Annotated in this window: 28 protein-coding genes and 1 riboswitch; of the genes, 2 read left to right on the top strand and 26 right to left on the bottom strand. The window is 43.8% G+C overall.

The window, feature by feature from the left end:
- The 22 genes from tnpA to FN782_RS16285 all read right to left on the bottom strand — a co-directional run.
- A partial coding sequence (tnpA, locus tag FN782_RS16390; protein WP_246065005.1) for an IS200/IS605 family transposase occupies nucleotides 1-253 on the bottom strand: 253 nt, incomplete at its 3' end.
- A 219-nt stretch (nucleotides 254-472) separates the two neighbouring features.
- Complete coding sequence (locus FN782_RS16385) at nucleotides 473-1,108, bottom strand: LysE family translocator (protein WP_221930200.1); 636 nt, start codon at nucleotides 1,106-1,108, stop codon at nucleotides 473-475.
- Between the two features lie 376 nt (nucleotides 1,109-1,484).
- A complete protein-coding gene (locus FN782_RS16380; RefSeq protein ID WP_185956392.1) occupies nucleotides 1,485-1,916 on the bottom strand; it encodes an SMI1/KNR4 family protein in 432 nt (143 codons plus the stop codon).
- An 18-nt stretch (nucleotides 1,917-1,934) separates the two neighbouring features.
- Nucleotides 1,935-2,957: an HNH endonuclease gene (locus FN782_RS16375; RefSeq protein WP_142506860.1), complete on the bottom strand. Its 1,023-nt coding sequence runs from the start codon at nucleotides 2,955-2,957 to the stop codon at nucleotides 1,935-1,937.
- Nucleotides 2,958-3,376: 419 nt separating this feature from the next.
- Nucleotides 3,377-3,733, bottom strand: a complete 357-nt coding sequence (locus FN782_RS16370) for a YIP1 family protein (protein WP_142506859.1) — start codon at nucleotides 3,731-3,733, stop codon at nucleotides 3,377-3,379.
- 228 nt (nucleotides 3,734-3,961) lie between these two features.
- Complete coding sequence (locus FN782_RS16365) at nucleotides 3,962-4,621, bottom strand: hypothetical protein (RefSeq protein WP_185956391.1); 660 nt, start codon at nucleotides 4,619-4,621, stop codon at nucleotides 3,962-3,964.
- Nucleotides 4,622-4,722: 101 nt separating this feature from the next.
- Nucleotides 4,723-5,436: a hypothetical protein gene (locus FN782_RS16360; protein WP_142506857.1), complete on the bottom strand. Its 714-nt coding sequence runs from the start codon at nucleotides 5,434-5,436 to the stop codon at nucleotides 4,723-4,725.
- Between the two features lie 47 nt (nucleotides 5,437-5,483).
- A complete protein-coding gene (locus tag FN782_RS16355) occupies nucleotides 5,484-5,780 on the bottom strand; it encodes a hypothetical protein (RefSeq protein ID WP_142506856.1) in 297 nt (98 codons plus the stop codon).
- Between the two features lie 53 nt (nucleotides 5,781-5,833).
- Nucleotides 5,834-6,178 (bottom strand): four-helix bundle copper-binding protein, encoded by a 345-nt coding sequence (locus tag FN782_RS16350; RefSeq protein ID WP_246065004.1) that lies wholly within the window; start codon nucleotides 6,176-6,178, stop codon nucleotides 5,834-5,836.
- Nucleotides 6,179-6,475 carry a hypothetical protein gene (locus tag FN782_RS16345; protein ID WP_142506855.1) on the bottom strand — a complete coding sequence of 99 codons (297 nt, stop codon included), beginning with the start codon at nucleotides 6,473-6,475 and terminating at the stop codon, nucleotides 6,179-6,181.
- A gap of 67 nt (nucleotides 6,476-6,542) precedes the next feature.
- Nucleotides 6,543-7,826 carry an isocitrate lyase gene (gene aceA / locus FN782_RS16340; RefSeq protein ID WP_142506854.1) on the bottom strand — a complete coding sequence of 428 codons (1,284 nt, stop codon included), beginning with the start codon at nucleotides 7,824-7,826 and terminating at the stop codon, nucleotides 6,543-6,545.
- Between the two features lie 32 nt (nucleotides 7,827-7,858).
- Nucleotides 7,859-9,484: a malate synthase A gene (gene aceB / locus FN782_RS16335; RefSeq protein ID WP_142506863.1), complete on the bottom strand. Its 1,626-nt coding sequence runs from the start codon at nucleotides 9,482-9,484 to the stop codon at nucleotides 7,859-7,861.
- Nucleotides 9,485-9,662: 178 nt separating this feature from the next.
- On the bottom strand, nucleotides 9,663-11,309 hold the full coding sequence (locus tag FN782_RS16330; protein ID WP_142506853.1) for a peptide ABC transporter substrate-binding protein: 1,647 nt from the start codon (nucleotides 11,307-11,309) through the stop codon (nucleotides 9,663-9,665).
- Nucleotides 11,310-11,513: 204 nt separating this feature from the next.
- Nucleotides 11,514-12,194: an ECF transporter S component gene (locus FN782_RS16325; protein WP_142506852.1), complete on the bottom strand. Its 681-nt coding sequence runs from the start codon at nucleotides 12,192-12,194 to the stop codon at nucleotides 11,514-11,516.
- Nucleotides 12,158-13,837 carry an ABC transporter ATP-binding protein gene (locus FN782_RS16320; RefSeq protein ID WP_142506851.1) on the bottom strand — a complete coding sequence of 560 codons (1,680 nt, stop codon included), beginning with the start codon at nucleotides 13,835-13,837 and terminating at the stop codon, nucleotides 12,158-12,160. The genes FN782_RS16325 and FN782_RS16320 overlap by 37 nt, the downstream gene beginning before the upstream one ends.
- Nucleotides 13,834-14,697 (bottom strand): energy-coupling factor transporter transmembrane component T, encoded by an 864-nt coding sequence (locus FN782_RS16315; RefSeq protein ID WP_142506850.1) that lies wholly within the window; start codon nucleotides 14,695-14,697, stop codon nucleotides 13,834-13,836. Before FN782_RS16315 ends, FN782_RS16320 begins: the two co-directional genes overlap by 4 nt.
- Complete coding sequence (locus FN782_RS16310; RefSeq protein ID WP_142506849.1) at nucleotides 14,697-15,395, bottom strand: DUF4430 domain-containing protein; 699 nt, start codon at nucleotides 15,393-15,395, stop codon at nucleotides 14,697-14,699. The genes FN782_RS16315 and FN782_RS16310 overlap by 1 nt, the downstream gene beginning before the upstream one ends.
- The gene (locus FN782_RS16305) at nucleotides 15,392-17,536 is read right to left on the bottom strand and encodes a DUF4430 domain-containing protein (protein WP_142506848.1); all 2,145 of its coding nucleotides are present in this window, start codon (nucleotides 17,534-17,536) and stop codon (nucleotides 15,392-15,394) included. Before FN782_RS16305 ends, FN782_RS16310 begins: the two co-directional genes overlap by 4 nt.
- Nucleotides 17,537-17,558: 22 nt before the next feature.
- A riboswitch (cobalamin riboswitch) is annotated at nucleotides 17,559-17,744 on the bottom strand.
- A 398-nt stretch (nucleotides 17,745-18,142) separates the two neighbouring features.
- On the bottom strand, nucleotides 18,143-18,883 hold the full coding sequence (locus FN782_RS16300) for an ABC transporter permease (protein ID WP_142506847.1): 741 nt from the start codon (nucleotides 18,881-18,883) through the stop codon (nucleotides 18,143-18,145).
- A 5-nt stretch (nucleotides 18,884-18,888) separates the two neighbouring features.
- Complete coding sequence (locus tag FN782_RS16295) at nucleotides 18,889-19,791, bottom strand: ABC transporter ATP-binding protein (RefSeq protein WP_142506846.1); 903 nt, start codon at nucleotides 19,789-19,791, stop codon at nucleotides 18,889-18,891.
- 16 nt (nucleotides 19,792-19,807) lie between these two features.
- A complete protein-coding gene (locus tag FN782_RS16290; protein ID WP_142506845.1) occupies nucleotides 19,808-20,104 on the bottom strand; it encodes a winged helix-turn-helix domain-containing protein in 297 nt (98 codons plus the stop codon).
- Entirely contained in the window at nucleotides 20,097-20,690 is a 594-nt protein-coding gene (locus FN782_RS16285) for a hypothetical protein (protein WP_142506844.1), read from the bottom strand. The genes FN782_RS16290 and FN782_RS16285 overlap by 8 nt, the downstream gene beginning before the upstream one ends.
- 270 nt (nucleotides 20,691-20,960) lie before the next feature.
- Between FN782_RS16285 and FN782_RS17590 the strand changes: the two genes are divergently transcribed.
- The gene (locus FN782_RS17590) at nucleotides 20,961-21,197 is read left to right on the top strand and encodes an ATP-binding cassette domain-containing protein (RefSeq protein WP_425462725.1); all 237 of its coding nucleotides are present in this window, start codon (nucleotides 20,961-20,963) and stop codon (nucleotides 21,195-21,197) included.
- The gene (locus tag FN782_RS16270) at nucleotides 21,194-21,763 is read left to right on the top strand and encodes an ATP-binding cassette domain-containing protein (RefSeq protein ID WP_142506842.1); all 570 of its coding nucleotides are present in this window, start codon (nucleotides 21,194-21,196) and stop codon (nucleotides 21,761-21,763) included. The genes FN782_RS17590 and FN782_RS16270 overlap by 4 nt, the downstream gene beginning before the upstream one ends.
- 583 nt (nucleotides 21,764-22,346) lie before the next feature.
- Here FN782_RS16270 and FN782_RS16260 read toward each other — a convergent pair.
- The 4 genes from FN782_RS16260 to FN782_RS16245 form a co-directional block, all read right to left on the bottom strand.
- Nucleotides 22,347-23,675, bottom strand: a complete 1,329-nt coding sequence (locus FN782_RS16260; protein ID WP_142506841.1) for an ISL3 family transposase — start codon at nucleotides 23,673-23,675, stop codon at nucleotides 22,347-22,349.
- Between the two features lie 26 nt (nucleotides 23,676-23,701).
- Nucleotides 23,702-24,856, bottom strand: a complete 1,155-nt coding sequence (locus FN782_RS16255; protein WP_142506840.1) for an MFS transporter — start codon at nucleotides 24,854-24,856, stop codon at nucleotides 23,702-23,704.
- A gap of 1 nt (nucleotide 24,857) precedes the next feature.
- On the bottom strand, nucleotides 24,858-25,397 hold the full coding sequence (locus tag FN782_RS16250; protein WP_142506839.1) for a PadR family transcriptional regulator: 540 nt from the start codon (nucleotides 25,395-25,397) through the stop codon (nucleotides 24,858-24,860).
- A 685-nt stretch (nucleotides 25,398-26,082) separates the two neighbouring features.
- Nucleotides 26,083-26,406, bottom strand: a 324-nt coding sequence (locus tag FN782_RS16245) for an RNA-guided endonuclease TnpB family protein (RefSeq protein WP_142506152.1), incomplete at its 5' end; no start/stop codon positions are given.

The raw sequence follows: 26,406 nt of genomic DNA, 5'->3' as shown, positions 1-26,406 counted from the left end.
CTTTGAGATGTTTAACTGCCCTGTGTATCCCAAACTGCGGATCACATTGTATGAGTAAATGCACATGATCGGGCATGATTTCCATACTGGAAATCGTAACTTCCAGCTCTCTTGCTTTTTCTGCGAACAGCTCTTTCAGCCGATCACTTACAGGCGGAACCAGCACTTTTCGTCGATACTTGGGACAAAAAACAACATGATACTTGCAGTCGTACACGACATTTCGATTACTTTGAACCGTTCTCAAATTCATCACCTATTGCTAATTTTACAACGAATATTATATAGATTCAATATATCTAATTAAACAGGTGCAAAAAAAGAGAGCAAAAGAGGGTCAGGCTTGCGAGAGGGGTAAAAAACACCCCTCCCTCGCCTGACGTTCGCTCTCATCCCCATAGCTAAAGCTAGGGATTTTCTCGCTCGCAAAGATATAAAATGGTTGATATAAAGAGAGAATTGGACAGATCCATTATTCCTGATCCATCAACAACAGGCGCATTCCTAACAGCGCGTAGATTCCAGCTTTTCCTCGGCTCAGCCACGTTCCTCCAAAACCGCGATGGAACAGTTTTTGCCCGATCCAATGTGCAGTTAACGAAACCGTAACAAACACCAAAAATGCCTGAATCATAAACAGCACACCCAAAAGAACCATCTGTGCAGGAACGGAACCCGCTTCGGCAGAAACAAACTGGGGCAAAAATGCCAAAAAGAAAAGAGAGACTTTCGGGTTTAGTAGATTCATCCAAATTCCCCGCCGGTACAAAGCAAAAAGGGATGTTCTTTCCTCCGTCAATGAGACCGACTCAGGGCTCCCACTCCCCGATTCGCAGAGCGATTGCCAAGCGAGATAGAAAAGATACAACGCCCCGGCAAACTTCAGGATCGAAAATGCAAGCGATGAATGAACCAGGATTGCAGAAATCCCCAGAGCAGCCGCAGTTGTATGCACCACCAATCCGGTACACAACCCCGCAGCAACCGCAAATCCATGCATGGGACGATGCGTAAGGCTTTGGGTCATCACAAACAACAGATCCGGTCCAGGCATCAGCGTCAACAACACCGAAAAACCGATAAAAGACAAAAGACTCGTCCACTCCAAATCGATCCCCCCCTTTCCAATTGTTAAAAGATCGTTCCTAATATCTTACCATTGAATCCACAACAGCACATCAGCCATCGCAACCTTAGACAAAAGCATCTATGATTATAGCTTTTCGTTATGGGTTTACACGTTTTCAGACTCCCAAACAAAAAAGGTCCTTCCCAAAGGGAAGAACCTTTTCATCTGGATTACAAAGTCGTTTGGTCGCGATCTGCCTGCCGGAGAAGTGACTTCCATTTTGTCTGATCCTCTTCGCTCATGGAATGCTTGGAAACGTAGATGATCTGAAAGATACCCTGATCCGTGGCAAAAAAGGGTTAGCGGACGCTTGGGATTTAAACTGACAAAATGACCTGACCGGTAGCCAATGGTTTTAGGGGGTGATTTGCTCATTCAGAATCGCTAAAAACTCCTCAAAGGTCCGGCAAACTTTTTCAGCTGCCTCAGGGTTATAAGAAATGAAATAATCAGTATCCATAAAAATAATCCATGGTCGTTTCGGGTCACGGTAATCAAAACAGAAATTGTTCTTCCCCCCATCCCAAGCAAAGGGGTATATCTTTTCAAAACCTTCATCATTATCAACGTCATCCTGATGTAGGTTAACCATTTGTTCTAGACTGAAAACCCTGTGAAACACACGATCGTCCACTTCCGTCTCGATTTCAATCCAATCTTCCAACTCTGCCTGATGATACTCCGCCATCCATTCATAAAAGATGGGTGGAAACGTTTGGTTTAAAGGCTTCAGCTTTTCTTTTACTTCTTTCACCGTTAACTTTGGATATTTTCTCCGCCATTTCAATATTCTCATCTCCCTTCGTTATTTATTTTTCTTTTTACTCTTTCGCTTCTTTTTATGATCATCCTGATCCACTTTCTGCTTTCCCCAAATGGCGTGCCCCCCTGTATGGCGAGCTCTTTGATGGACATCTCTTGGAATTAATTGCATTCTACCAGTATCTTGGTGATGATGCCAAGTATATCCCTCTGGACTTCCTTTTCCAGATTTCAGGTCATCCTTTGTGCTTGGGGGTAAATTAAAACGCTTCTCCCAATCCGGATATTTCTCTTTAAGAAGATCAGTAGACAAGCTTAGTTGTGTTCCATGTGATCCTACAATCTTATCATTAGGCAATTGAACCTCGGCGACCACCCATTGTTCAAAGTCTGGAAATCCATTTTCGTCGTAAGGAACTCCATTATGCGTTTTTCCGGCATGTTTACTGTTGTATAAAGGTATTCTTCTTCCATCAGAGGTAATAGCAATTTTTTTGATATCCCCATTTTTATATGTTTCATTTTCAATATGATATGAAAAATCAGGATCACCAGGACGTAACTTAGAATATTTTCGATCATTTGGTCTGTTGCCATTATTCTCAGGCTCATTTCCATTGCCTCGATCAGTTAGACCATCATTAAAACCCTCAGGTTCTCCAGCTGGGACAGGTGTGAGTATTCCTTTAATAAAAACAGTAAAGGGATTCGGGAGCCGTAGCTTCTTCCCCTTTTTAAAGCCATCAAAGAACCCATCAAAAATATCTTCAATTCCATCCCATAAATGATCCCACACATCAGCCGTATCCGAATCAGATGGTTGAATCAGCCCCAAAAGACTGGAAGAGCGACCCAATTGCACCGGTGTGGGAGGATCATGTGAAGGTGAATCATGTAGTGGATCATATGGATCACCATTGTATGAATCACTATCCATTTGACTGAGTTCACCAGTTGTAAGAACCTCATGATTAGAAGATATTTCTTTCTCTTTCTTTGTGTCTACATCTGTATCTGAATTACCGGATATCTCTCCAGATATTGCTTGTTCAATCTTATCTTCCAATATACCGTTAAGCTTGCCGTCTTCATCAAATACCGAGATTAATAAAAAGCTAATAGCGAGCCTGCCAGCACCATCAATGCATATTCAATCGTTGAAGAACCATCTTTTGAATATAATAACTTCTTAACCTGCCTCATATCGTTCCACCTGACAGGATATTAATAACCGAACTCAAAAAAAGAAAGAAAAAAAGGGCAAATAATAAAGAAACGATCACACATAGAATGCTTTTCCACAGATTGATGCAGTGGGTTTTGTAAATGGCGATGAATAAAAGAGTCCATGAATAGAAAAAGCCCACAATTTGCAAAAACAACATTAGCATATGAATGTACCATTCCATAGGTCGACTTTTCTTCATGAAATACAAAAAATCGTATGTAAAAAGGGAATTAAATATATTACCGAAAAGAGCGATATCAATTATCCACATTACGATCGTAAATATCCATGGAAACATAGCAAAAATGACTGCTTGAATGATCTGATAACCAATCCCCTGATCCTCCCAGTAAATTTCCAAACCACTTCATAAATGGGACGAGTGTCACAAAAAACAACAACCCATTTATAAAGCCTGTCAATAATAGAGAGAGAAGAACCTTTCCTAGTTCCACCTGATTACCAATTTGATTTGTATACCCAATATTTAATGAGATTACCAACCCAATGAAATATAAAAACAGTATCAGCTTCCAAAGAGAGATTTGTTCATCTCTTAAGTGCGTAAAGAAAACGCGTGGTGACAGAAAAAAAATACGAATGGACTGTTCCATGATACAAACCTCCTATTCTTCTAAACATTAATTATCCATTTACGGCAAAAAACTATTTGTCTTATACAGATGGTTTGTACAATTATACATTACTTATAAAATATAGAAAATAAGCAAATAAATAAATTTATTCTTATTTATTCTGTATGTAGTTATCATTTGATTTGCACGTCTTCAGACTCCCAAAAAAAAAGGTCCTTCCCAAAGGGAAGAACCTTTTCATCTGGATTACAAAGTCGTTTGGTCGCGATCTGCCTGCCGGAGAAGTGACTTCCATTTTGTCTGATCCTCTTCGCTCATGGAATGCTTGGAAACGTAGATGATCTGAAAGATACCCTGATCCGTGGCAAAAAAGCGGGTAAAGCCCTCAGCACCCAATCCCTGCCCCAGCTTTACGAGAATATCCCCCTCCTTACTGGAGATTTCATCCCATCCGGAGTGGCCATCTTTCAACCACTCCTGTTTGAAACCTTCAGCAAGTTGGGGTAAGGCAGAGGTAGGCACCCCTTTATACGTCATTACAAACAGGGTTTCCGAGGGGTCACTTTCCGAGGTATTGCCAGGGATAAATTGTATGGATTCCACTCCCTGTTCAGTTGCCTGATTGACTTGTCTCCAGCCTTGGTCATCCACAAAGACGGTAATGCCGCTTACTTCCAATTTCGTTTCATCTACCGGCTCTTCTTCGGCTTCTATATCCGGGGCAATCTCCACTTCCTCTTCCTCGGCGGAAGAGTCTTCTTCAGGCTCTTTTTTTGTCACCTTTTCCGTTTCTTTTTCAAACTGCTTTTGGCTATGATCGGCCATTTGCTTGACCATCAAAGAGCAGCCGCTGGAAAACAGCATCGCCGAAATGGCCATCAATACCATCCATTTTTTCCAACTCAATTGTTCCAACACCTCATTCAGTAACATATTTACCAAAATTTCAAATTCCCTGAAACTCAGAAACCGGTCCTTTTGTCGTAAAGAACCGGTTCTGAAGCAAATTATAATGTGGTATCCTCACGATCGGCTCGCTGGAGAAGCGATTGCCATTTTTTTTGCTCTTCTTCACTCAGTTCATTGGATGACAGATAAAGAAGAGCACATATTCCCTTATCTGTGGTAAAAAAACGAACGTAGCCATAACCATGCTCCCCTTGCTCCGGATCACCCATGATTTTCAGTTCTACCAGCATCTCATCCTGTGTTTCCGAAATGACATTCCACGTCCATTTCGCATTCTTATCGTTTTGCATCTCCTGCTTATACACTTGAGCTGCCTGGGCGACGGTGATCTGTTGATGTGCTCCCTCAAAAAACTGAACACCCAACATTTCCTGACTGAGATCACTGGATCGCCCATCCGGAGTAAATGCAGTATATTCATAGCCTTCTTCGTTATCATGTTCGATCTGCTTCCAGTTCTGATTATCCGCAAAGATCGTCACATTACTGGCTTCCAATTTGGTTGTATCCACCAATCCTTCTTTTCCGGAATCCAAACCTGCATCCGCATTGTTGGGAAAATCCGCCTTGGGCTCTTCATCTTCTTCAGGGGACTGTTCCTCTTTGGATGCTTTTTTTGCTGTTTTTTCCTTCTGTTCTTCTGCCAATTGTTTCTGTGTATCATCTATCATCTGTTTGGCCATCAAAGAGCAACCGCTGGATAACAGGATGCTGAAAAACGCAATCATGAGTGCCGGATATTTGAATGGCAAAGCAAACACCTCATTTAGCAACTGAAAATAAATTCCCAGTTTCTATCTTATGAAATTTTTCCATTTCCGTCACTAGGAAAAAAGCAATATCTCAAAAGGTTTTCACCATTTTCATAGAATGTATTGTAAAAAACCTTGGCTTCTATGGAAAGCCAAGGAGGTTCATGGCAAAGTGATGAAGGGGAGATATCCGTTTCCGCATCTCTTTCCTCCAGCAAGGAAGTGGAAAGAGTCCGCTTCACCCCCTCCGGTCCCAACCAGCGGACAAAAGGGGAAAGCAGGTTGTCCGCTAAACGGTTGGGACCTCCGGGGTTCCGCTGGGTCGTCGGAAAAGGATGCTTCACCGGATATCCCCCTCTTATTTATCATTGTCAGCAGTCTCCAAGGTTGTTTACAATCAGCCACACATGGCATATTTACGGCATGCATCCGCACAGTGCAGGCAGACACGTGCACAGTGTTGGGAATGAGGGTCCGGAAATTTCATACACTCCCGACCACAAGCCTCACACACCTGGGCACAGAGAAGCGCCATCTGTCTGGAAAAAGGACTGTTACGAGCTAGCATCTGGGCGGTCAGTGAACAGATATCTGCACAATCTCTCAACAGTCGCAATTGCATTCTGCGCTGGGCAACATCCGGCATACATGCCACCATTGTCACCATGCCATCACAGACCGTTGTACAGTGTTGAATAATTCCGATCAGTGAAGTCGGTTTCATCTGTTGGCCATATTCCATTCATGATCCCTCCTGGGCAATAGTCACTGTTATACCTATGCCCTGAATGGATCGTGGGTCCCTGTCCCGCGGAAAAATGGGCAAAAAACACCACCTGTGAAGGTGGTGAAGTTCATGACAAAGTGGGGGAGAGGGGATTTCCGTCTTCGCATCTCTTTCCTCCAGCAAAGAAGAGGAAGGAGTCCGCTTCACCCCCTCCGGTCCCAACCAGCGGACAAAAGGGAAAAGCAAGTTGTCCGCTAAAAACGGTTGGGACCTCCAGGGGTTCCGCTGAGTTGTCGGAAAAGGATGCTCCACCGGATATCCCCTTCTTCTTATTATTTTTGTCCACAGTCTCACCACCTGTGAAGGTGGTGTAACACAATTATTTTGTTGCAGTAAACTGTGCTTCTTCCGTCGATCCTTTGAGTGCCGTAGTGGAAGAAGTTCCGCCTGAAATCACCATGGAGACGACATCAAAGTATCCGGTTCCCACTTCCCGTTGGTGACGGGTAGCCGTATATCCAAGCGCTTCATTGGAGAACTCCCGTTGTTGAAGTTTGGAGTAGGCGGCCATTCCCATCTGTTTGTATTCGTTGGCCAATTCAAACATACTGTTGTTGAGAGCGTGAAACCCGGCCAACGTGATAAACTGAAACTTGTATCCCATTTTGCCCAGTTCATCCTGAAAACGACGAATGGTTGGATCATCCAGATGTTTTTTCCAGTTAAATGATGGAGAACAATTGTAAGCCAGCATCTTACCTGGGAACTTTTCATGGATTGCCTCGGCGAAACGGCGAGCCTCCTCCAGGTCCGGTGTGGAGGTTTCACACCAGATCAGATCAGCATAAGGGGCATAGGCAAGCCCTCTGGCGATCGCGGTTTCCAATCCGCAACGTTGTCGATAAAAGCCTTCTGCCGTTCGCTCTCCCGTGAGGAATGGGTGATCCTGCGGGTCCACATCGCTGGTCACCATCTGTGCTGCATTGGCATCCGTGCGAGCAACCAAGATGGTGGGAACACCCATCACATCGGCAGCAAGGCGAGCAGAGACCAAATTTCGAACCGCCTGGGATGTCGGGATCAACACCTTTCCACCCAAGTGACCACATTTTTTCTCGGAGGCCAATTGATCTTCAAAGTGGACCCCAGCCGCTCCTGCCTCGATCATGGATTTCATCAACTCAAAAACATTTAGTGGACCGCCAAAACCCGCTTCCGCATCCGCCACAATCGGAGCAAACCAATCGCGGGAAGCCCCTCCTTCGGCATGTTCAATCTGATCTGCCCGTTGAAGGGCCTGATTGATCCGTTTGACGACATGTGGGACACTGTTGGATGGATAAAGGCTTTGGTCGGGATACATCTGACCAGCAAGATTGGCATCGGCGGCCACTTGCCATCCAGACAGATAAATCGCTTGCAAGCCCGCCTTAACCTGCTGTACAGCCTGATTGCCCGTCAGTGCACCCAATGCTTTTACATGCTCCTCCTCATGAAGGAGTTTCCACAACCGTTCTGCACCACGCCGGGCCAGAGTGTAATCGATTTGGATGGAACCACGCAACTTTAACACATCTTCAGGACTGTACGGTCGTTCAATCCCTTTCCACCGAGGGTCATTATTCCAATATTCCTGCAACTGATTCACTTCAGTCTTTTTCATGGATGATCGCTCCTTTATTTCGATCTGTTCATTTAGATCCGGTCATATCCGGGGAGAGTCAGGAATTCTACAAATTCATCCGACACGGTCAATTCATGAAAGAGGGTCTTTGCATCCGAGAAGCGTCCGGAGGAAAAGCGTTTCTCTCCAATTCGCTCTTTGATCTGTTCTAACTCTTCCTCCACAATCTGCTGGAACAGATCCACAGTCACCTTCCGGCCATCGTCCAGTATTCCTTTGGGATGACGAATCCACTGCCATATTTGGGCGCGGGAAATCTCCGCTGTTGCCGCATCTTCCATTAAGTGATTAATCCCCACCGCCCCATAACCTCGCAACCATGCTTCAATGTATTGAATTCCCACACTTACATTCTGACGCAAACCTTCCTCTGTAATAGGACCTTCAGGAACCCGACAAAGATCATCAGCCGATACATGGACATCTGCCCGCTTCTTGTCAATCTGATTGGGATGAGGCATGTGTTGGTCAAAGACTTCCTTGGCAACAGGCACTAAAGCAGGGTGTGCCACCCAAGTGCCATCATGACCATCCAATGCCTCCCGCTCCTTGTCAGCCCGAACTTTGGCGATCGCAGCCTCGTTGGCTTCCGGGTCATTCCTCACTGGAATCTGCGCGGCCATTCCTCCGATACAGTGAACATTCCGTCGATGACAGGTCTTGACCGCCAACAGCGTATACGCTCTCATAAAGGGGACGGTCATGGTGACGAGTGAGCGGTCTGGAAGAACCACCTCCGGCCGATTTCGGAATCGCTTGATGTAACTGAAGATATAATCCCAACGGCCACAATTCAGTCCCGCTGAGTGCTCCCTTAGCTCATAGAGAATTTCATCCATTTCAAAAGCAGCCGTGATGGTTTCAATCAACACCGTTGCTTTAATGGTCCCAGGAGCGATTTTTAATTCCTTTTGCGCATAGAGAAAGACCTCATTCCAGAGGCGGGCTTCCAGATGACTTTCCAGCTTGGGAAGATAGAAATAGGGCCCAGACCCTTGTTTCAGCAATTTTTTCGCATTATGGAAAACATAGAGTCCAAAGTCAAAAAGTCCGGCAGGGACAGGTTTTCCATCCACTGTGACATGCTTTTCGTCCAAGTGCCACCCTCTGGGTCGAACCAACAATACAGCAGGCTTATCCTTAAGCTGGTAATGCTTTCCGTTCGAGCCGGTGAATGAAATGGTACGATTCACAGCCTCTCGCATATTGATTTGTCCCTGAATGCAATTCTCCCATGTAGGAGAATTGGCATCCTCAAAATCAGCCATAAACACATTTGCTCCTGAATTGAGGGCATTAATCACCATTTTCGGATCAGAAGCCGGACCTGTAATCTCCACACGCCGGTCCTGCAAGTCATAGGGAAGAGGGGAAACAGACCAGGAACTGGTTCGAATATCCTCCGTTTCCTTTAGGAATCTTGGCAATATTCCTTCATCAATTTCCTGTTGACGCCTCCTTCTGTTATGCAACAATCGATCGCGCTCAGTTGAAAATAAACGTGTCAGCTTAGCTACAAAATCCAGCGCCTCAGGAGTTAGGATTTCCCGGAACTTCGCTGTTACTTCTCCTTTCACTTCTACATTCGCTGGAAAAAAGGCCGTTTGGGAACTCACAGAAGTCACCCTTTCACTCATACTGTTTAGATACAGAAACGTTAACTTGGTTTGTATTATATAACAGATTGATTCACATTGACAATACTTTTTTGCGATTTCAGATAAAAAAACACTGTCCATTTCCATTCCCACAATAACTGTTATAATACAAAAAACCGGCCTTTTGGACCGGTTTTCTCCTTCATCTGGCTGACTTTTATTTCTTCTGCTCATCGATGTAAGCCCATTTTAATGTATATTCGGCTCCAACAGGGTGACGATACAGATCTTGAACATACGGTTTCTGTATATAGGTCCGAGTCTCATAAAACAGGGGAGAAACTCCGGACTGTTTCATACAGATATTTTCCGCCTTGATCAGATCCTCATTGCGATTTTTCAGGTTTTGTTGATTTTTGGATTTGATGAGTAATTGATCAAATGTCTGATCCCGCCAACGGCCCAAGTTCACCCGGCTTTGGGAATGCCCGATTTCCAGAAATGCCATGGGATCATTGTATCGTCCAATCCAACGAACCAAAGACAGATGAAAATCCCCTGCCTGTTCTTCTTCCAACTTCTGTTTGACTGGTTTGGGATTGATTAAAATCTCAATGCCGAGATTGTTTTTCAGTTGTTCTTTCAAAAAGAGTGCAATTTCTTTTCGATCATCGTCATTGACGTTTAGCTTCAACTGGGGAAGCGTGGAAATTCCCAGCTCTTTCATCCCTTCTCCAAGCAGTTCACGTGCCTTTTCCACATCGAAATCCAACATATTTCCCGCTTGTTTTCGATAGGATTTCCCTTTATGATCCGTGATTGAATCAGGAACCATTCCCTTTGCCGGTCGGGAGCCATTCTGTAAAACCTCTCCAACCAATTGTTCACGATCCAAGGCAAGGCTGAATGCCTTGCGAATTTTTTCATTGGAGAAGAAGTCCATTCGAGTGTTATATAAAAGCAGGAGAGTGGCCCCCCGATCCACGGCTACAAAATCCGGATTCCCCTGAAAAGCTGGGACCAATTTTTCGCTCAGAGGGGCAACATCCACATCTCCGGAAGTATAATAGTTGGTCGCTTCCACAGAATCCGGGACAATTTGCGTATGGACTTCGGCCAGTTTCACACTTTTGGCATCCCAGTATTGATCATTTTTCACGAATCGGTAGCTTTGGTCATGTTTCCATTCCTTGAGAACAAAAGGACCGTTGTAGACCATTTTGTTCGCCTCATTCGCATACTTTGAACCAAACTTCTCAACAATATCCTTTCGCTGTGGAAGATAGGCAGCCGTCGTTGTCAAGTTCAGAAAGTAAGGAACCGGTTCCTCTAGCTGAACCTTCAATGTTCGGTCATCCAATGCCTTAACCCCCACCTGATTTGCGGAAAGCTTCCCCGAATAATAAGCACGGGCATTCTTCAGTGGAAACAGCATATACGCCGATTCCAGTTTTTTGTCAGGGTCCAGCGCCCGTTTCCATGCATATTCGAAATCATGCGCCTTAACTGGTTTTCCATCACTCCAACGGACATCCTTTCGGATTTGAAACTGATAGGTTTTCCCGTCTTCACTGACCTTAAAATCCCCCGCCATCGCCGGTTGCGGTTTGCCCTTGTGATCCAACCGCATCAGACCCTCCATCACATTATTCAACACATTGAATGAATCCCCGTCGATCGCTTCAGCACTGTCCAGATTGGCAGGCTCTGCTCCTGTCGTCATACGCAAAACCTGCCCTTTGTCCACCGAGGCACCTTCATTCTGACCGGGAATCCACCCCTGAATGGTCTCCAACGGCTGGCAACCAGTCGACAATAAAGCTGTAATCAAAATCAACACAACCACAACATGAAGTTTTCTCATTCATACTCCCCCCCTTTTGAGCCACTACTTGCCGAAAGAAAAAAAATATTAAAAATAATCCTTGTTTGCGCATGATGTTTTTCCGCATTGCTACCTTCACGCGCTACTTATTATAGTACAAGCATTACTACCTTAAAAGGCTAAAGAATAAATTTCCTTGCAACAAAAACAGGCGCCCCCTTCAACATGAGAACACCTCTGTTTTCAGCGATCCAACAAACCGTACTTCTGTTGAAAGCGCCGGAGAATCCGTATCCAAGCAGGAGCAAACATGGCAAGAAAAAACACATTGGCCATTGCATGGGCCAAATCAAAATAGAGACTGGCCGCATAAACCGCTATAAAACTGGATAGGCTCCAATTCTCCATCCCTGCCATCACCCATACATTCATTATCCAACCGAAGAAAAAACCCCAGATGAAGCCAAACAAGAGACGCATCCCGTTCCATTGCAGAAGCGGTGTATTTCGGAATACTCCAGCGGACAGGCCAACCAATCCCCAAGCCAACATCTGCCAGGGTGTCCAAGGTCCCTGACCGAGAAAAAGGTTGGAAACCAAGGCAGCTCCGGCTCCAACTACAAATCCACTTTCCGCTCCAAAGACGACCGCAGTAACAATGATGACAAATGTCGTGGGTTGAACACTGGGCAACCCGGCAAAGGGAACGCGGCTGACGGCTGCAATCGCCGTCATTAACGCAAGAAGCACCAGTTCTCGACTGTCCAGTAAACGCCATTCAAAGCGCAGAATAAATGGAATCATCACCAATAGGGCGAATAGAAGGCTGATCAGCATGGGGTGTTGATGAATCGGTTCCATCCAGACCAGACAGCCGACCAACACCGTCAGGACGATACCGAGAGCCAGTCTGGACTTTGCCACAGACGAACCGCCTCCTCGACTGTTACCGCTTCCGGCATTCCGGTATCCCGTGTCACTCGGTAAACAGCTGTTGTAAAAAAGTCATTTTTCCGGAAAAAGGACGAAGCGGGAGCAGGTGTGAGAACGTCCCCATCAAATAGCAACGTGCAACGGGTTGCCGTTACAGCCGCAAATTCCACATCGTGTGTCGTCATCACCACGGTCCGCCCCTTTTGAATAAACGCTTGTATTTCCTGGGATAAAAAACGTTTTAATTCCGGGTCCATTCCCTTGGTCGGCTCATCCAACAGCAATACCTCCGGGTCCCGCAACAATAGACAAGCCAACGCCACTTTTTGCATTTCTCCCCCGCTGAGGTCGTGAGGGTGTCGAGTGAGTAGGGACAAAAGCTTGAAGTGGGTGATCACCTCTTGACATCGATCCCGTTTTTCCTCTTTGGAAAAGCGGGAAGCAACAGCATCAAGCTCTGCCTCTACCGTTTCCCGAAGAAAGAACGCCTCCGGGTTTTGAGGCAAGTAGCCGATCTGATGATGCCATTGGTTATCCTTTCGTTTTTTTCGCTTTTTCCCCTTATATCGGATAGAACCCGAATCCGGTTGCAAACTGTTTGCCATCATTTGTAATACCGTAGACTTACCTGACCCATTGGCTCCGAAAATCGCTAAACATTCCCCTGGGGATACCTGAAACGTTGTTTGTTTCAACACCTCTGTCTCCGGATCATACCGAAAATCAATCCGATTTAGAGACAGTATCGGGTTTGGAGGAACAGATACTGTCTCTTCCGGTGGATCAGTTGGAGCAGATGCCGTTTTTCCATGCTCTTTTAGCCATTGCCTGCCCTCTTTTACCGTCAAGGGTAAGAAATCACTCTTGACACCTGTTTGCAGCGCAAGGCGAGGGATGGTTGGAACAAGATGGCGATGGCGGGAACCGGCTCGGTTCATCCACTCAATTCCATCGCGGGGTGATCCGTCATAAAGAAGGCTCCCCCCATCCATAACCAATACCCGATCCGCCAGCGGATAGGCTTCTTCCAGGCGATGTTCCGTAAAGATCACCGTTATACCAGTCTCTTCATTCAATCGTTTGATCGTTTGCAAAAACTGAACGGCTCCGATCGGGTCCAGAAAACCGGTTGGTTCATCCAGCAATAGCAAGCGGGGACGTAACGCCATAATGGATGCCAAATTTAACAATTGCTTTTGCCCACCGGATAAGGATTCAGTACGCCGGGTCAAGAGCATTTCCAAGCCAAGACTTGAAATAGTCTCTGCCAGCCTTCGCCGCATCTGATCCGGGGGAAAGCCTACATTTTCCATCCCAAAAACCAATTCCTGCAGGACCTCTTCCATTACAATCTGGTGTTCCGGATGTTGAAAAACCATTCCAATCTCACTCGCCGCGCGAATGTCGGGAAGCTTCTTGATTGAAATCCCCTTGTAACGAATCTCCCCAGCCTGGCGACCTGCTGGCTGGAGTTCTTTTTTCATCATACGTAACAACGTGGTTTTCCCGCATCCGGATGGACCACAAAGCAGAATCATTTCTCCTGGAGCCACAGAGAAAGAAAGATCTTGCAGAACCGGAGTGTTGGTCCCGGCATAAGTGAAAGTGAAGCCCATGCAGTCTAACACATTCATGCGTTCATCCCTCCCATTTCCACAAGAATGGGAAAGCTAAAAAATGATAGATACCCGGCTAATAGCATCCATTCCTGATCGGTTGGCATCAGAGACTCCATGATTGGATAAATCGTCAGGACTCCCATCCCTTGCACCCAGCCGAAAAGACAAAGACCGGCGGTTGCCATCAAAAAGAAAAGAGAGACCCCATCGCTTAGACGCCACCGATAGGGAATATAGGAGCTCCGCCTTCCCGCTCCATAACCACGAGCCTTCATGGAGTCGGCCGTCTGCAACCCATCTTCCAACGACCAAGTAAGTAAAACCTCCAGCCGTTTCATCCTTCGACGCAACTGTTCCCGAAAGTGGAAATTGGACATTTCCCCTTCTCTGGATCGTTGCACCCGCATAATTTCCTCCAATCGCCTCTGCATCAAAGGAACAAAACGGAGAGACAACACTGTTAACAATGCCCACTGAGGCAATAAACGGGAAAAGAGATACAGAAATTGGTGAGTGGAAATCACCTGCTGATAGGAAGCAAAGGAAGCAATCACACCAACAACCGTTCCTGCCATCATTCCACCGTACAATACCGCTTCCAGGGTGATCCGATGCGACATTCCCTCCCAGAGAATATGAGCCCCCCGCTCAGACGTTAACGGATTGACAATCAGAATGATTCCGGCCGTCATCAGGATTACAGACTTCAATTGAAGCAATCGCTTTCCAGCGTCATAAAGAAGGTTTACTGCAAACAAAACCACCAACGCCGACAACGTAAAGAACGGGTGAACCATCAACAGCAGCAGAAGAAGGCTCCCGGCGTAGTATACAAAACAGACAGCCGGGTGAAAATCCCGAAATCCCCGTTTCATTAAAACTTCGCTCCAATATCCCGTCCGAGATCCCTCGTGTACAGCCAATCAATTCGATCGCCCTTTTGAATCGAATAAACCCCGGCACTTTTATTGGGAAATACTCCGTTCACCCGATACATCCACCCACTCTCCGGACCACGATCAAATTCATACAGGTTATCAATTCCTTCCACATATAATGAACTTCCCGATCCCCGATACTCCATTTGAATGGAATGATGCTGAGTGGCCCGATTTAGCGCATCAAAAACGGTATCTCCTTCCTGAATCGCCACCTGTCCGGGCGAGAGAATGCTTTTTCCCTGGTCACCGGTAATGGAAAGAGTGACTGTGAATTGGGACTCAGATGGTTTTGAAGCGGACGGGGACGGTTTCTCAGAATTACCAGAAGGCTTTTCTGTAACAGCGGTTGGATCGCTCTTTTCCATGCGAACCGATTTTCGCTTTTGTTCTCCCTTTTTGGAAAGGGTCTGCTGATTCGTTTGATTCGATTCCGTTGGCTCCTGGTCATCCTCCTTGGATGCTTTCTCCTCTGTGTTTGACTGGGAAGTAGACACCTGACCCGTTTCATCAGAGGCGGATTCTGCCACCACCGTTGTATCTGGAGCCTGGAAAGCGGTATAGATTTCCCACCCTCCGGCTCCACTCAACATCAGGCCTAAAGCGATAAGAAGGAGGGAAAGCTTTTTTCTCACTGCCACTGCCTCCTTTTTTCATAAACATACATACTGGCACCCAGCATCGCACAAAGCACACCGAGAAGAAGCATAATCAATCCCTGTTGCGGAGAAACCCCCTTGGACATATTCTGTGACATCGATGACGGAGAGGCAGAAGCGAAAGCCTTTTCTGTATGCCTGGGATTGGAGTTCTCTTCGGTGGAGACCGTCTCTTTTTTGGGTGGCTCCTCCTCTTCAGTGATCACGCCGATCTGCTCTGGAAGAGGCACAATTTCAGAAGAACCGGATGGAACATCGGTCACCCAGATTTCCTCTGATGGCCCTCCACCCATGCCTGGAAGGGAATTGGAATGCCTTTCCCGGTTTCCTTCCGAATGGTTTGGAGAGGGATCGGACTCTTCATTGTCCGAAGGGGAGTCTTTCGGTGGATCCTCGCCTTCCGGATTTTCCTCTTCCGACGGGGTGTCTCTGGGATTGGAATGGATATCGCCAAAATCGTACAGGCGCGGTTTGCCCTCCACATAATTGCGATATGCCGTTAGGGCCTGTACGGCCTGTTCGGTGGCCATAATATTGGAGGTTCCATCCTGTGTGTGCACAAAACCACCATCGTCGGATTGATACGTCAAGAGATTTTCCAGTACATTCCCACCGGGTTGGGTGAAAAGAGAGGACGTGGGGTCCATTCCATTGGAAGCGAGGGCAATGATCACCTGAGAAGCGCTTTCACTCGTCTCCAGACCCCAAGAACGAAACCCTCCACTTTCCGTTTGCTGTGATGCCAACCACAGAAACCCTTTCCGTTTCGCCTGTTTCACTTTTTCATCCGCATAGGGAGCCAAAGCGGTCAACGTCATGGCCGTAATATCCACATCTCCATCACTGCCAAACAAAGCCCAGCTGCCATCGCCGTTCTGTTTTTCAATCAGCCAATCCACCAACTTCTGCCGATTCCATCTGGCGTGATCCGGTACATGGTAATGAGCGGAATCCAAGGCCAACAGGGCAAAAATTACCCCGTTGTTTCCCTGGAGCGTCATCCGCTCATTGTTATAAATGTTCTCAATCAAATTGTATCCGGCAACATTCCGGGGATCACCGCCCGCAGAGCGGATTCCGAGGGCCATCCGTTCGTAATCGGTCACTTTCCGGAACTCCCCATTGTTCGCTTTAATCAATTGAGTCGTTTGTTCCAGATACCCTTGAGGCACCTTTCCCACGGACCGGGATAGGGCGAGTGTTACCCAGTCTCTTTTGCTTCCCGATTGTTGAAGCCACTTGACGGATTGTTGCAACGAACGGAGAAAATCAGCCTCTTTTTCCGTGGACCCCTCTTTCTCCCCCGTTTGATCCGACGTTTCCTCTACAGAAGCGGTTTGCAGACTGTGAACCGTCTGCTTCAGTTGGCCATTCGTTTTTTTTTCTTCTTTTTTGGAAGAATAATTTTGTTCTGACTTTTTTCCAGGCTTCTGTTCTTTCTCTGCACCCTTCCCCTTCGCTTTGTTACTCGATTCCGATTCCGGCTTGGACGAAACCTGACCAATCCGGTTATTTCCTTCCTTCACAGAAAGTGTCGAAGGAAATCCCACGTCTTCCCCACCATCTGTGGTGTACACCCATTCCACCACATCGCCGTCTTTCACCGTATGAACCCCAGCACTGTGGTTGGGGAACTGGCCGTTTACCCGATACATCCATCCACTTAAGGGGCCACGATCAAATTCTGCCAACCCATCGATTTCCCGGACATATAAGATGTTCCCTGAACCCGTGTAAACCACCTTGCCTGGACCCAAGGTATCCAACAACACCGTAAATGCGGTATCTCCCTCTTGGATTTCTACGGTTGTCTCCGGCAAAATAGTGCCCCGCACATCATCTCCAACAACGGATAACTGAACGGTACCAACCGTGGCTTTCCCGGCCTTTCCCTCCGATGGCGGCGATGGAGAAGGCGTTGCTGCAGCCGCACCGGGAGCCATGGTCAAAAACAGGAGTAACGCAAAAACCGCGGACATCCAACGTTTCAGAACCATACCACCTTCACCCTTTCTCCACTCGTTCTTCCCATAAAAAACACCCTGCCCACGCAGGATGTACTTAAGCATGCTGAACCCCATCAGCAATGCCAGACACATCGCCAATGCTCCAGCCAACACCTCCTATCCGCGTAGGAACCCCGTGTTGCACGTACAGGCAGGTCTCCTGGCTGATGGTCATCACTTTCTGTGCCTTCCCGTCTCCCGACAGTGGCTTGATCCAGAAAGCTCCCAATCACAGTGGCGGGACCGCGCCGGATTGATCACCGGTCTTCCCTTTTCAGCAGACCCCCTGCGGGTCAGCACCTGTACGCTTTCCTATGCAATTATACAAAACATCTGAAAGTTATATTCTTTTGTAGTATAGCATAAACAGGAAATATTTTGTTATTCCAACATCCAAAATACCCAATATTCACATTCGACCTCAATACTCAGTATATTAAACCCTGATAAAATAAATCCCCTTTCACACATAATTCAAAATAATAACATTATTATTTTGAATTGTAGGGATATCGTATCCTAATTGAGGATTTACCCAAAAAAATAATCGCTTATTTGCTACAATACCCTTTACCCTTAAATAAATATGAATATTATTAAATAACATTTATCAAAAGTAAAATAATCTAACATAAACTTCACTCATCCTACATTTATTGAGGCTGCGAGTGTGATCACTTCATCACAGCCTCTTGATTTGAACCTTCAAACGATATTTTAACTTCTTGCCATCCTAATAAAATGTCTATAGCCAGCCAAAGAGAGTGCAAATCCTAAGACTGAATAGCCAATCAAAACAAGTGCAACGATCCCTAAATTTTCTCCTCCTGGCAGAGTTGAAACGAATTGTACTAACCCTTGATGAGCCCAGTATTGCGGCAAAATGACTCCAATCGTTTGGAGGTAACTAGGAAGTTGCTCAAAAGGAGTCCATAAACCACATGTGACGGCTGTCACAAGAGCGATAATATTCGTCATGACTAGTCCTGTATTTTCCGTTTTAGCATATAGAGCGATTGCCACTCCCCATGAGGTAAGCCAAACAGAAATAAATAAAGTGACTATTAGATAAGAAGCATAATCAGTAATGTAAATATCATAAAGATAGACTCCGATTGCTGTCAGGAAAAGTATTTGTAATACAATGATGATAAAAAAAGGAATACATTTGCCAAGAAAAAAGCTATAAGTCTTTAATGGGGTACTGGCTAGTCTAGCGACCATCCCTTTTTCCCTGTCTTTCACAAAGCTTATCACGATGGAAATAATAACAAAGGTAGAAAAGAATACGCTCATTCCCGTAATCGATTGCGAAGCTACAAGTGTTTTTTGACCACTATTTCCTGAAAATAACTCAATCAGTATAATAATCGTAACGATTGGCAGCAGCAGAGTCCAAAATAATAAGGATTTATCTTTTATTTGCTTTTTTGTTTCTATCTGAGTCAACGGCCACATATTCGTTACTCCCCTTTTTCACTTTGATCTCGCAAATCAGTACCAGTTAGTTGAAAAAATACATCCTCCAATCGCGGCTTAAAGAGTGATAGCTGTTCTGGTATAAACTGATGGTCTCTACTTAATTGAACAAGTTCAGTGAACGTTTTTAACGGATCGTTGGTTTGAATAATAACGCCTGTTTTATATGGAGTAAACGTAAAATTTCCTTTGGATAATAATTTTGTTGGATTCTCTGCTTCAAAATACACCGCAGTATTCGCATAACGATTTAAAAGTTCTTTGATTTCTCCTTCCTCAACAATATTACCTTTATCCATGAACGCAACGTAATCGCACAAATTTTCAATCTCTTCCATGTAATGACTTACATATATAATCGTTTTTCCTTGTTTTTTTAACTTATTAACAATATTAAAAATATAATGTCTAGACTGTGGGTCAACTCCTACGGTTGGTTCGTCTAAAATGATTAATTCAGGATTATGCATCAGTGCACAGCCAATATTTAATCGGCGTTTCATCCCTCCTGAAAAACTTTCCACAATACCACCGGCCCTATCTAACAAACCAATGTCTTTCAATATTTGTTCTGCTTTTTTCTTTAAAGTGCTTCCTCTTAATCCATGAATCTGACCAAAAAACTCCAAGTTTGTTCTAGCAGTCAATTTTTCTTCTAAACTGATATCCTGAGGAACATAGCCTAACGTTCCTTTCACACCTCCAACGTATTTAATTCCCCCTTCATAAGATCTAATAATTCCCGATATAATTTTTATAAGGGTAGATTTTCCTGAACCATTAGGACCAATTAATCCGTAACACGTCCCCTTGGGAATGGTAAGTGATACATTGTTCAATGCTCTGTTTGTTCCATAGGATTTGCTTACTTTCTCAACCTGCAACATACTGCCTCTTCCTTTCTTACCCGTTGTTTTTTAATATCGCTTCAATCGTTTTGATATAGTTTTTATAAGCTTGAGCACCAAGATCAGTAACCTGTATAATCGTTTTCGGTTTTTTTGCTACAAATGTTTTAGTAACTTGAATGTATTCTGCTTCCTCTAACTTCTTTAAATGAGAGCCTAGGTTCCCGTCAGTAATCCCTAATGACTTCTTCAATAGCGTGAAGTCACAACTTTCATATGTCATGAGTAAACTCATAATCCCTAAACGAACCTTTGCATGAATTAAATCATCTAACTCGTTGACATTACTCATTTCCATGCCCTTTTCGTTTCAAAATCAATCCAGTCAGCACCAAACTTCCACCGCCAATAACGGCAAAAATAATATTCATGACATTAGGGAAAAATAAGAAAGTAATCATTCCAAGAATACTAAGCCAAACACCCATGAAGAAAATTTCTTTCGTTAATACAATACCTAGCAAAAGGTACATAATTGAAACAACTAAAACAATGTAAAACAATATGTTTTCAAACGTATATGGCAAGAGATTAGAATAGATAAGGAAAAGAAAAACTCCTAATATGATAAACAATCCTATCCAGGTATATCTCAACTGCGCTCTTAAAAATAATGGCAGAGGATCTGTTTTATCTTGCTTCATATATACCGTTAATGTAATAGCCCAGCCAATAATCCCTAAAGTGAGCCAGGAAACGCCAATCGAGAAAGCACTCAAATCAAATGATGGCATAGGGTAAGCAATAATCCAGATAATCCCCCAGACAATAAAATAAATGCTGGTTTGCTTACAATACTCGGTTTTGTAATTGGTAAGGGTTTTAATGTAAGAAAGATTTTCTAAAATTTCCGATCTGGTATAGTTCTGATCTGACATTTTTTTATCTCCTTATTAACAAAGTACTCTGCGAAACAAAGTATATATCAATTATATACCTTTGTAAAGTGATATGTTTCACATTATTTCCCCTCGCACCATTCCGGCGCTTGCCCAGACTCCAGTAGCGGGCATTGGAATTTTGGTATTTGTGAATGATTCCAGTACGATTTTAAAATCCATCCGGTTATCTGATGAAAAAGCTCCCATGACGTTTTAGGTATGATTATAGATGTGTTTAATGGTCTTTAATTTTTTGTAATCCCTTGACTGACAAGGGTTATAGCTAGTTGTCTATATATACATGTAGCTAATGGGGCAGGAAAGACAACACTGATGCGAATCATCACAACGCTCCTTTCACCATCGGAAGGAACCATTCGCTATGGAAATGTCAAATGGAGGGATACGGCAAAAATACGGGAGATGATTGGTTATTTACCACAAAAGTTTTCGCTTTATAAACATATCCTGTGCGGGAAGCCCTTCATCATGTGGCTGCCATGAAGGGAGTAAATAATAAAGCGGCATCCGTTCAATCTACATTGGAAAAGGTGAATCTGTCAGAGCAAAGCGAGAAAAAAATCGGTCAGCTTTTAGGTGGAATGGTACGTCGAGTGGGAATTGCTCAAGCAATATCGGGTAACCCCAGGATCATTGTGGTGGATGAGCCCACTGCCGGCTTGGATCCGGGAGAACGAATACGGTTTCAAAAGTTACTGCGAAGCTTGGGGAAAGATGCCATTGTACTCACCTCTACACATATTGTGGAAGATATTGAAACGACCTGCAATCAGGTGGCTATTTTTAAAAAAGGCAACCTGATCGCTCAAGGACCCATTGATGAGATTGCCGATCAGGCAAATGGACGCATGTGGAATGTATTTGTATCCAAAGAGCAGTTTTATGAGATCACTGATCAATGGGAAGTCATCTCCAGCCAAAAAACGGAAGAGGGGTATATTGTACGTATACTATCCGATCTAAAACCACCCCATGGGCAAAAAGCGAATCCAACACTGGAAAATGCTTATTTGTATCTGATGAAAAGTGAGAATGGGTTGTCTGTATGAAAGGAAGGATGAACCTTTTATTGGATTGGAAGTGGATGGGGGTCATGCCTGTATCCCCTTTTTCGCTGCTTTTTTTCTCATCATTTATATTCTTTGCGAGCGGGAACCCCCCTGGCTTCAGCTATGGGGATGAAAGCGAGCGTCGTTCGGTATCCTCCATGTGGGGATGCTAAGAACGACAAATTCTGAAAAGTTAGTTACAAACATATGTTCTATGGATGCAATAAGATTAGTTGCTCCTTGAAAAGTGGATAGCATATAGGGTTGTGCAAGCCAATCGTCTTGTACGTAAAATGCTATGCGTAACTCAATAGTTGGAATGAAATGCGAAAACCAAGTAGTCATTCCAAACGTAAGATCATAGCAACTAACTCTTTTTAACCGTGGGGCTCATGGGGTTCACTTGGTAAATGTCTCCGGGTTACTGGAGATTACCCAAGAATCTCCTGCGTTTACGCATGTGTCAAACATTACCGCAATAGATGATCTAAGCCGTATTCTTCCTGCATTGGAGTTTTCCTTTCCGGTTTTTGCAACCTGGTGGAGTATTTTTGGGTATCCGGATTTTCTGGTGGAAAAGGGCTTATAAGTCACCCTTCTCCAATTTCTTTATAAGTGTGGAAAAGTCAACACCATAGTTGCCTGTTATGTCGCGGTCTGTTACTTCATGCCAATTAAAAGCATCGTGTAATATATCTTTGCTGAAAGCACTCGAATTAAAGCGTAGCTTACGTTTCTTATGGAGCTTCTCGTTAAACAGTATCTTGGCTCGTAAGGCTTCAAATGAGTAACCTCTGCCCACTCGTTCTACTTGCCTAATAATGCTATTTATGGACTCTGTATAAGCGTTAGTAAGCCTTTTACCGAAGTAATTGAATATTTCATCATGCCAGTTGTCTACAGCTCTTACAAGGTCTTTATAAGCCTCTTTTGAATTACTGGTTAAACAACGTTGTCTCCAATACTTGTAACGATCTCTACCTTCTTCGGAGTCATCTGCATCCCATATCCAGTAAAACTCCTCTTTGAGTTCATAGGCTTCTTTTAGATTAGGGATATTACCTAACCAAGTTTCTAAAAGGAATGAGTCTCTTTCATTCAAGTCATATTTGCGTTTGAGAAGGATCGACCTCTCACGCATGAGAGTACGCCTTTCTTTATCAGTCATATTGGCTTTAAGAGACTTCCTGATGCTATCTAAGGATTGATTAGCCATACGGACTATATGAAACTTATCTATTACTACTTTTGCGTGTGGTAAGACAGTATTCACTGCATCTTTGCAAGGCTTCCACATATCCATTGTGACGTATTCGATGTAATGTCTATCACCAATCTCAGAAAGCCTTTGTGTAACCGTTTTTTTGTTACGGTTAGGCTTAATATCAAAGATGGTTTTTCGTTCGACATTAGTTAGTACAAGACGAGGTTTATGGATAATGTGTATTTCATCTATTCCAAGCCATTTAGGAGTCTCAAATTGATATTCTCGTTCTTTGAACGCCACATATTCCTTAAAGACGTTTCTAACTGTCTTTTCGTCTACACCAACGCTTTCTGCTACTTCTACAAAGGTTTTAGTCATGGACTGTTGTTCAATAAACTCTAACAACCTTTTAGTCATACTACGGTTTTCGTCAATGGATACAAGACGTTCCCAAAAGGTAGAACCACATTCACAACACTTATAACGTTTACGGTTTACTTGTAAACCCACTCGCTTTGACCGAATGGGCAAATCTAAAATAACTTGTTCCCTGCTTCCATGTCTGTAAAATTTAGCCTGACGACTGCAATGGGGACAATGGAATGGGTTAGAATTCGCTTCAACCCTAATAAGGATATCATTTTCATTTTCTTGAATATCTTCTAGTATTTTAAATTCAGATAGATCCAATAAAGAATCATTCATTTTTATCCCTTTCGGTAAAGACTTTGTTAAGATTTTAATTTAGCTAGAGGAAATAAGTATAAAATGAAAAGCCCTCCCATCACTGAATACGCTATTATTAGTCCCAATCCATCTGTTAATGTACCCGCGACCACAGGCCCGGCCATCATACCAAATGAATAGGCTGTATTATAAACAGCATAAGTAAGACCTTGAGAAGTAGCACCTGCTTCTTGAGAAATATCTGCTAACTTAGGGAGTGCAGGAGTTAGAACCATTCCAAGGGTGATTCCTAACAGTGTAAGAGTAACAACTTGCAACCATATAAGAGTTGGTAATGCGTTAAGAGGAAGTACAATTGCTGCCATTACAATACCAATCCTAATTGTCTTGACATGACCAAATTTAGTAGAAATAGACCCAATAAGCGGTGAAGTTAAACCATAACCAAGAGTTACCAAAACGAACAATAACCCTATAACGCCCGCTGAGATTTCTAAGTTTTCATTAAAGTGAATTGGCAATGTTGGTTCAATACTTGCAAAAACAGATGCACCAACAGCTGAAACACCAGCAATTATTAAAACATTCCTATTTCGTAGAATTTTAAAGGGTGATGTAAAACCCTCTGACTTCGTTTCAGAGACTTTCCGAAGTGAGACTAAACATAGTATCGCTATAATAAGTGCAATCCCTGTAGCAGTGAAAAAAGGAAAGTGGTATCCACCAAGTTCATAAAGCCAACCTCCAATTGGGGGACCCAATAATACTCCTACGGCCTGACCAGACATGGCCATGCCCATAGCTTTCCCTCTCTCTTCTTTTGGAAACACTTCTGCTAGTAATGCTAATCCAGCTGTCCATGGTATTGCCGCAGCAAATCCCTGTAGTAAACGTGCCAAAAAAAGAACCCAGAAACTTGTAGCAAAAGCATATATTAAAGTTGTTACTGCTAGAGCAATGAGGCCAAAAACTAAAAGTTTTTTTCTACCCACTTTATCTGCTAAAGCTCCAAAAAATGGTGTCGCAACAAATAATGCAAGGGCATAACTGGCAAATAATAAACCTATTTCTGATTGTGATGCCCCTAATGACTCAGCATGAACTGGTAAGAATGGTACAACTAATCCATACATAAGCATATCTGCAAAAATTGCTAAAATTACTACAACTAGAACCGATGATTTAACCTTTTGGTTCATTCTACTTCCCACCCTTAATAGTCTTAATTATTTCTTCAATTGTTTTCAGTTGTAGTTCGCATTGATCATACATATTGTTAAAAATAATATTTACATTATCAGGTAATTCCTCTAAAGCTTCCTGTTTTACCTCGTACCCCGCTTTCATACTGTCATAAACTCTTGTAATCTCTTGTTTTTGCTTCTCTAAGCTGTTTAATATTTGTTCATTATTTAAGTTTTCCATAAATGTTAGTGCCGTATAAAGCGGCGCTGGAAATACCACAGACGAATTAGTGAAAGAATCTATAAGTAGCTGGTTTAGTTCATACTCACCATCTTCTGTTATTTTAAATATTGACTTGGTTCTCAACCCAGTCTTTTCAACTTTTTCCAAGATGACTTTTCCCTCATCTTGCATTTTCTTTAAAGCGTGATAAATAGAAGCTGGTTTTACATAAGCCCACATATCTGTTTGTGATGACTCCATCATTTTTTGCATTTCATATCCCGACATTGGGCCATTAACTTTTAGAAGTCCCAGAACCATAGTGCGTGTCATATATTAATACCTCCATCATTATACTAAACATACAATACTAAATGTTTAGTATTGGTATAAAGGCATAATAACAAAAAAAGAAAAAATATAATAGCCAAAATTACAAATTCCACTATATACTCCGATTTTAATTAGTTGTGTTATGTACTCTTTGAGTAATTTTTACACTAAATGTTCCGGAGAGCCGTATTTTTCTGTTCTATGATCTATTGGAGGAACCTGGGAGTAAACCCCTTTTTACTTGCCCCGTTCCAGATGGAAATTAGGCATCGCCCGTGTAGCCGTTTTCTTTCTCTTCTATCTCCTATTAATGCTTTGTATACATATACCGCTCAAGGTGTTCTCTCTTCAGAGATAATGTTACAGTTGGGGATTCAGTCTTTCTTTTTCTGTGCCTTTGGCTTTTTATCCATGGTCATAACGATGAATACCGGATGGTCACTTATGATTATGATTGTCTACCCCAGTACACAAATTCTGACAAGAGGCGAATTATTTCCTCTTTCTTTTTGACGAAAACCCAATCCGTCTCAATGAGTTGCATTTCTTATGGATGAAAGGAATCGGTTTTGGATTGTTATTTGCCGGTGTCGCTCAATATCTGTTCCATACCATTGACACTCCCCATGCCTGAAGGCAGGGGATTCTTGGGAGCTCCCGTCTACTGATAGGATCATATCCAAGCTTAAACGGTCTGCCCGACCGCAAGTACTCGAAGTCCTTCTTGCAAGATGTTTTTGGATGCATTGATGTCTCGGTCATGGTGAGAGCCGCATGTAGGGCATGTCCATGCCCGAAGGTGGAGGTTCTTTACATCCTTGTTTCGGTAGCCACAGGAAGAGCAAAGCTGACTAGAAGGGAACTGTTTCCCCACTTTCACCACGTTTCTTCCATGCCAGGCTGCCTTGTAGGTAAGCATAGCGACAAACTCCGACCACGAGGCATCCGTGATCGATTTGGCTAACTTGCGGTTTTTCACCATATGCTTTACTTGGAGGTCTTCGATACA

Source organism: Melghirimyces algeriensis (genome assembly GCF_900182565.1).
Taxonomy (GTDB): domain Bacteria; phylum Bacillota; class Bacilli; order Thermoactinomycetales; family DSM-45169; genus Melghirimyces; species Melghirimyces algeriensis.
The sequence above is the reverse complement of the archived record's forward strand: the minus strand, read 5'-3'. Positions and strand labels throughout refer to the sequence as shown.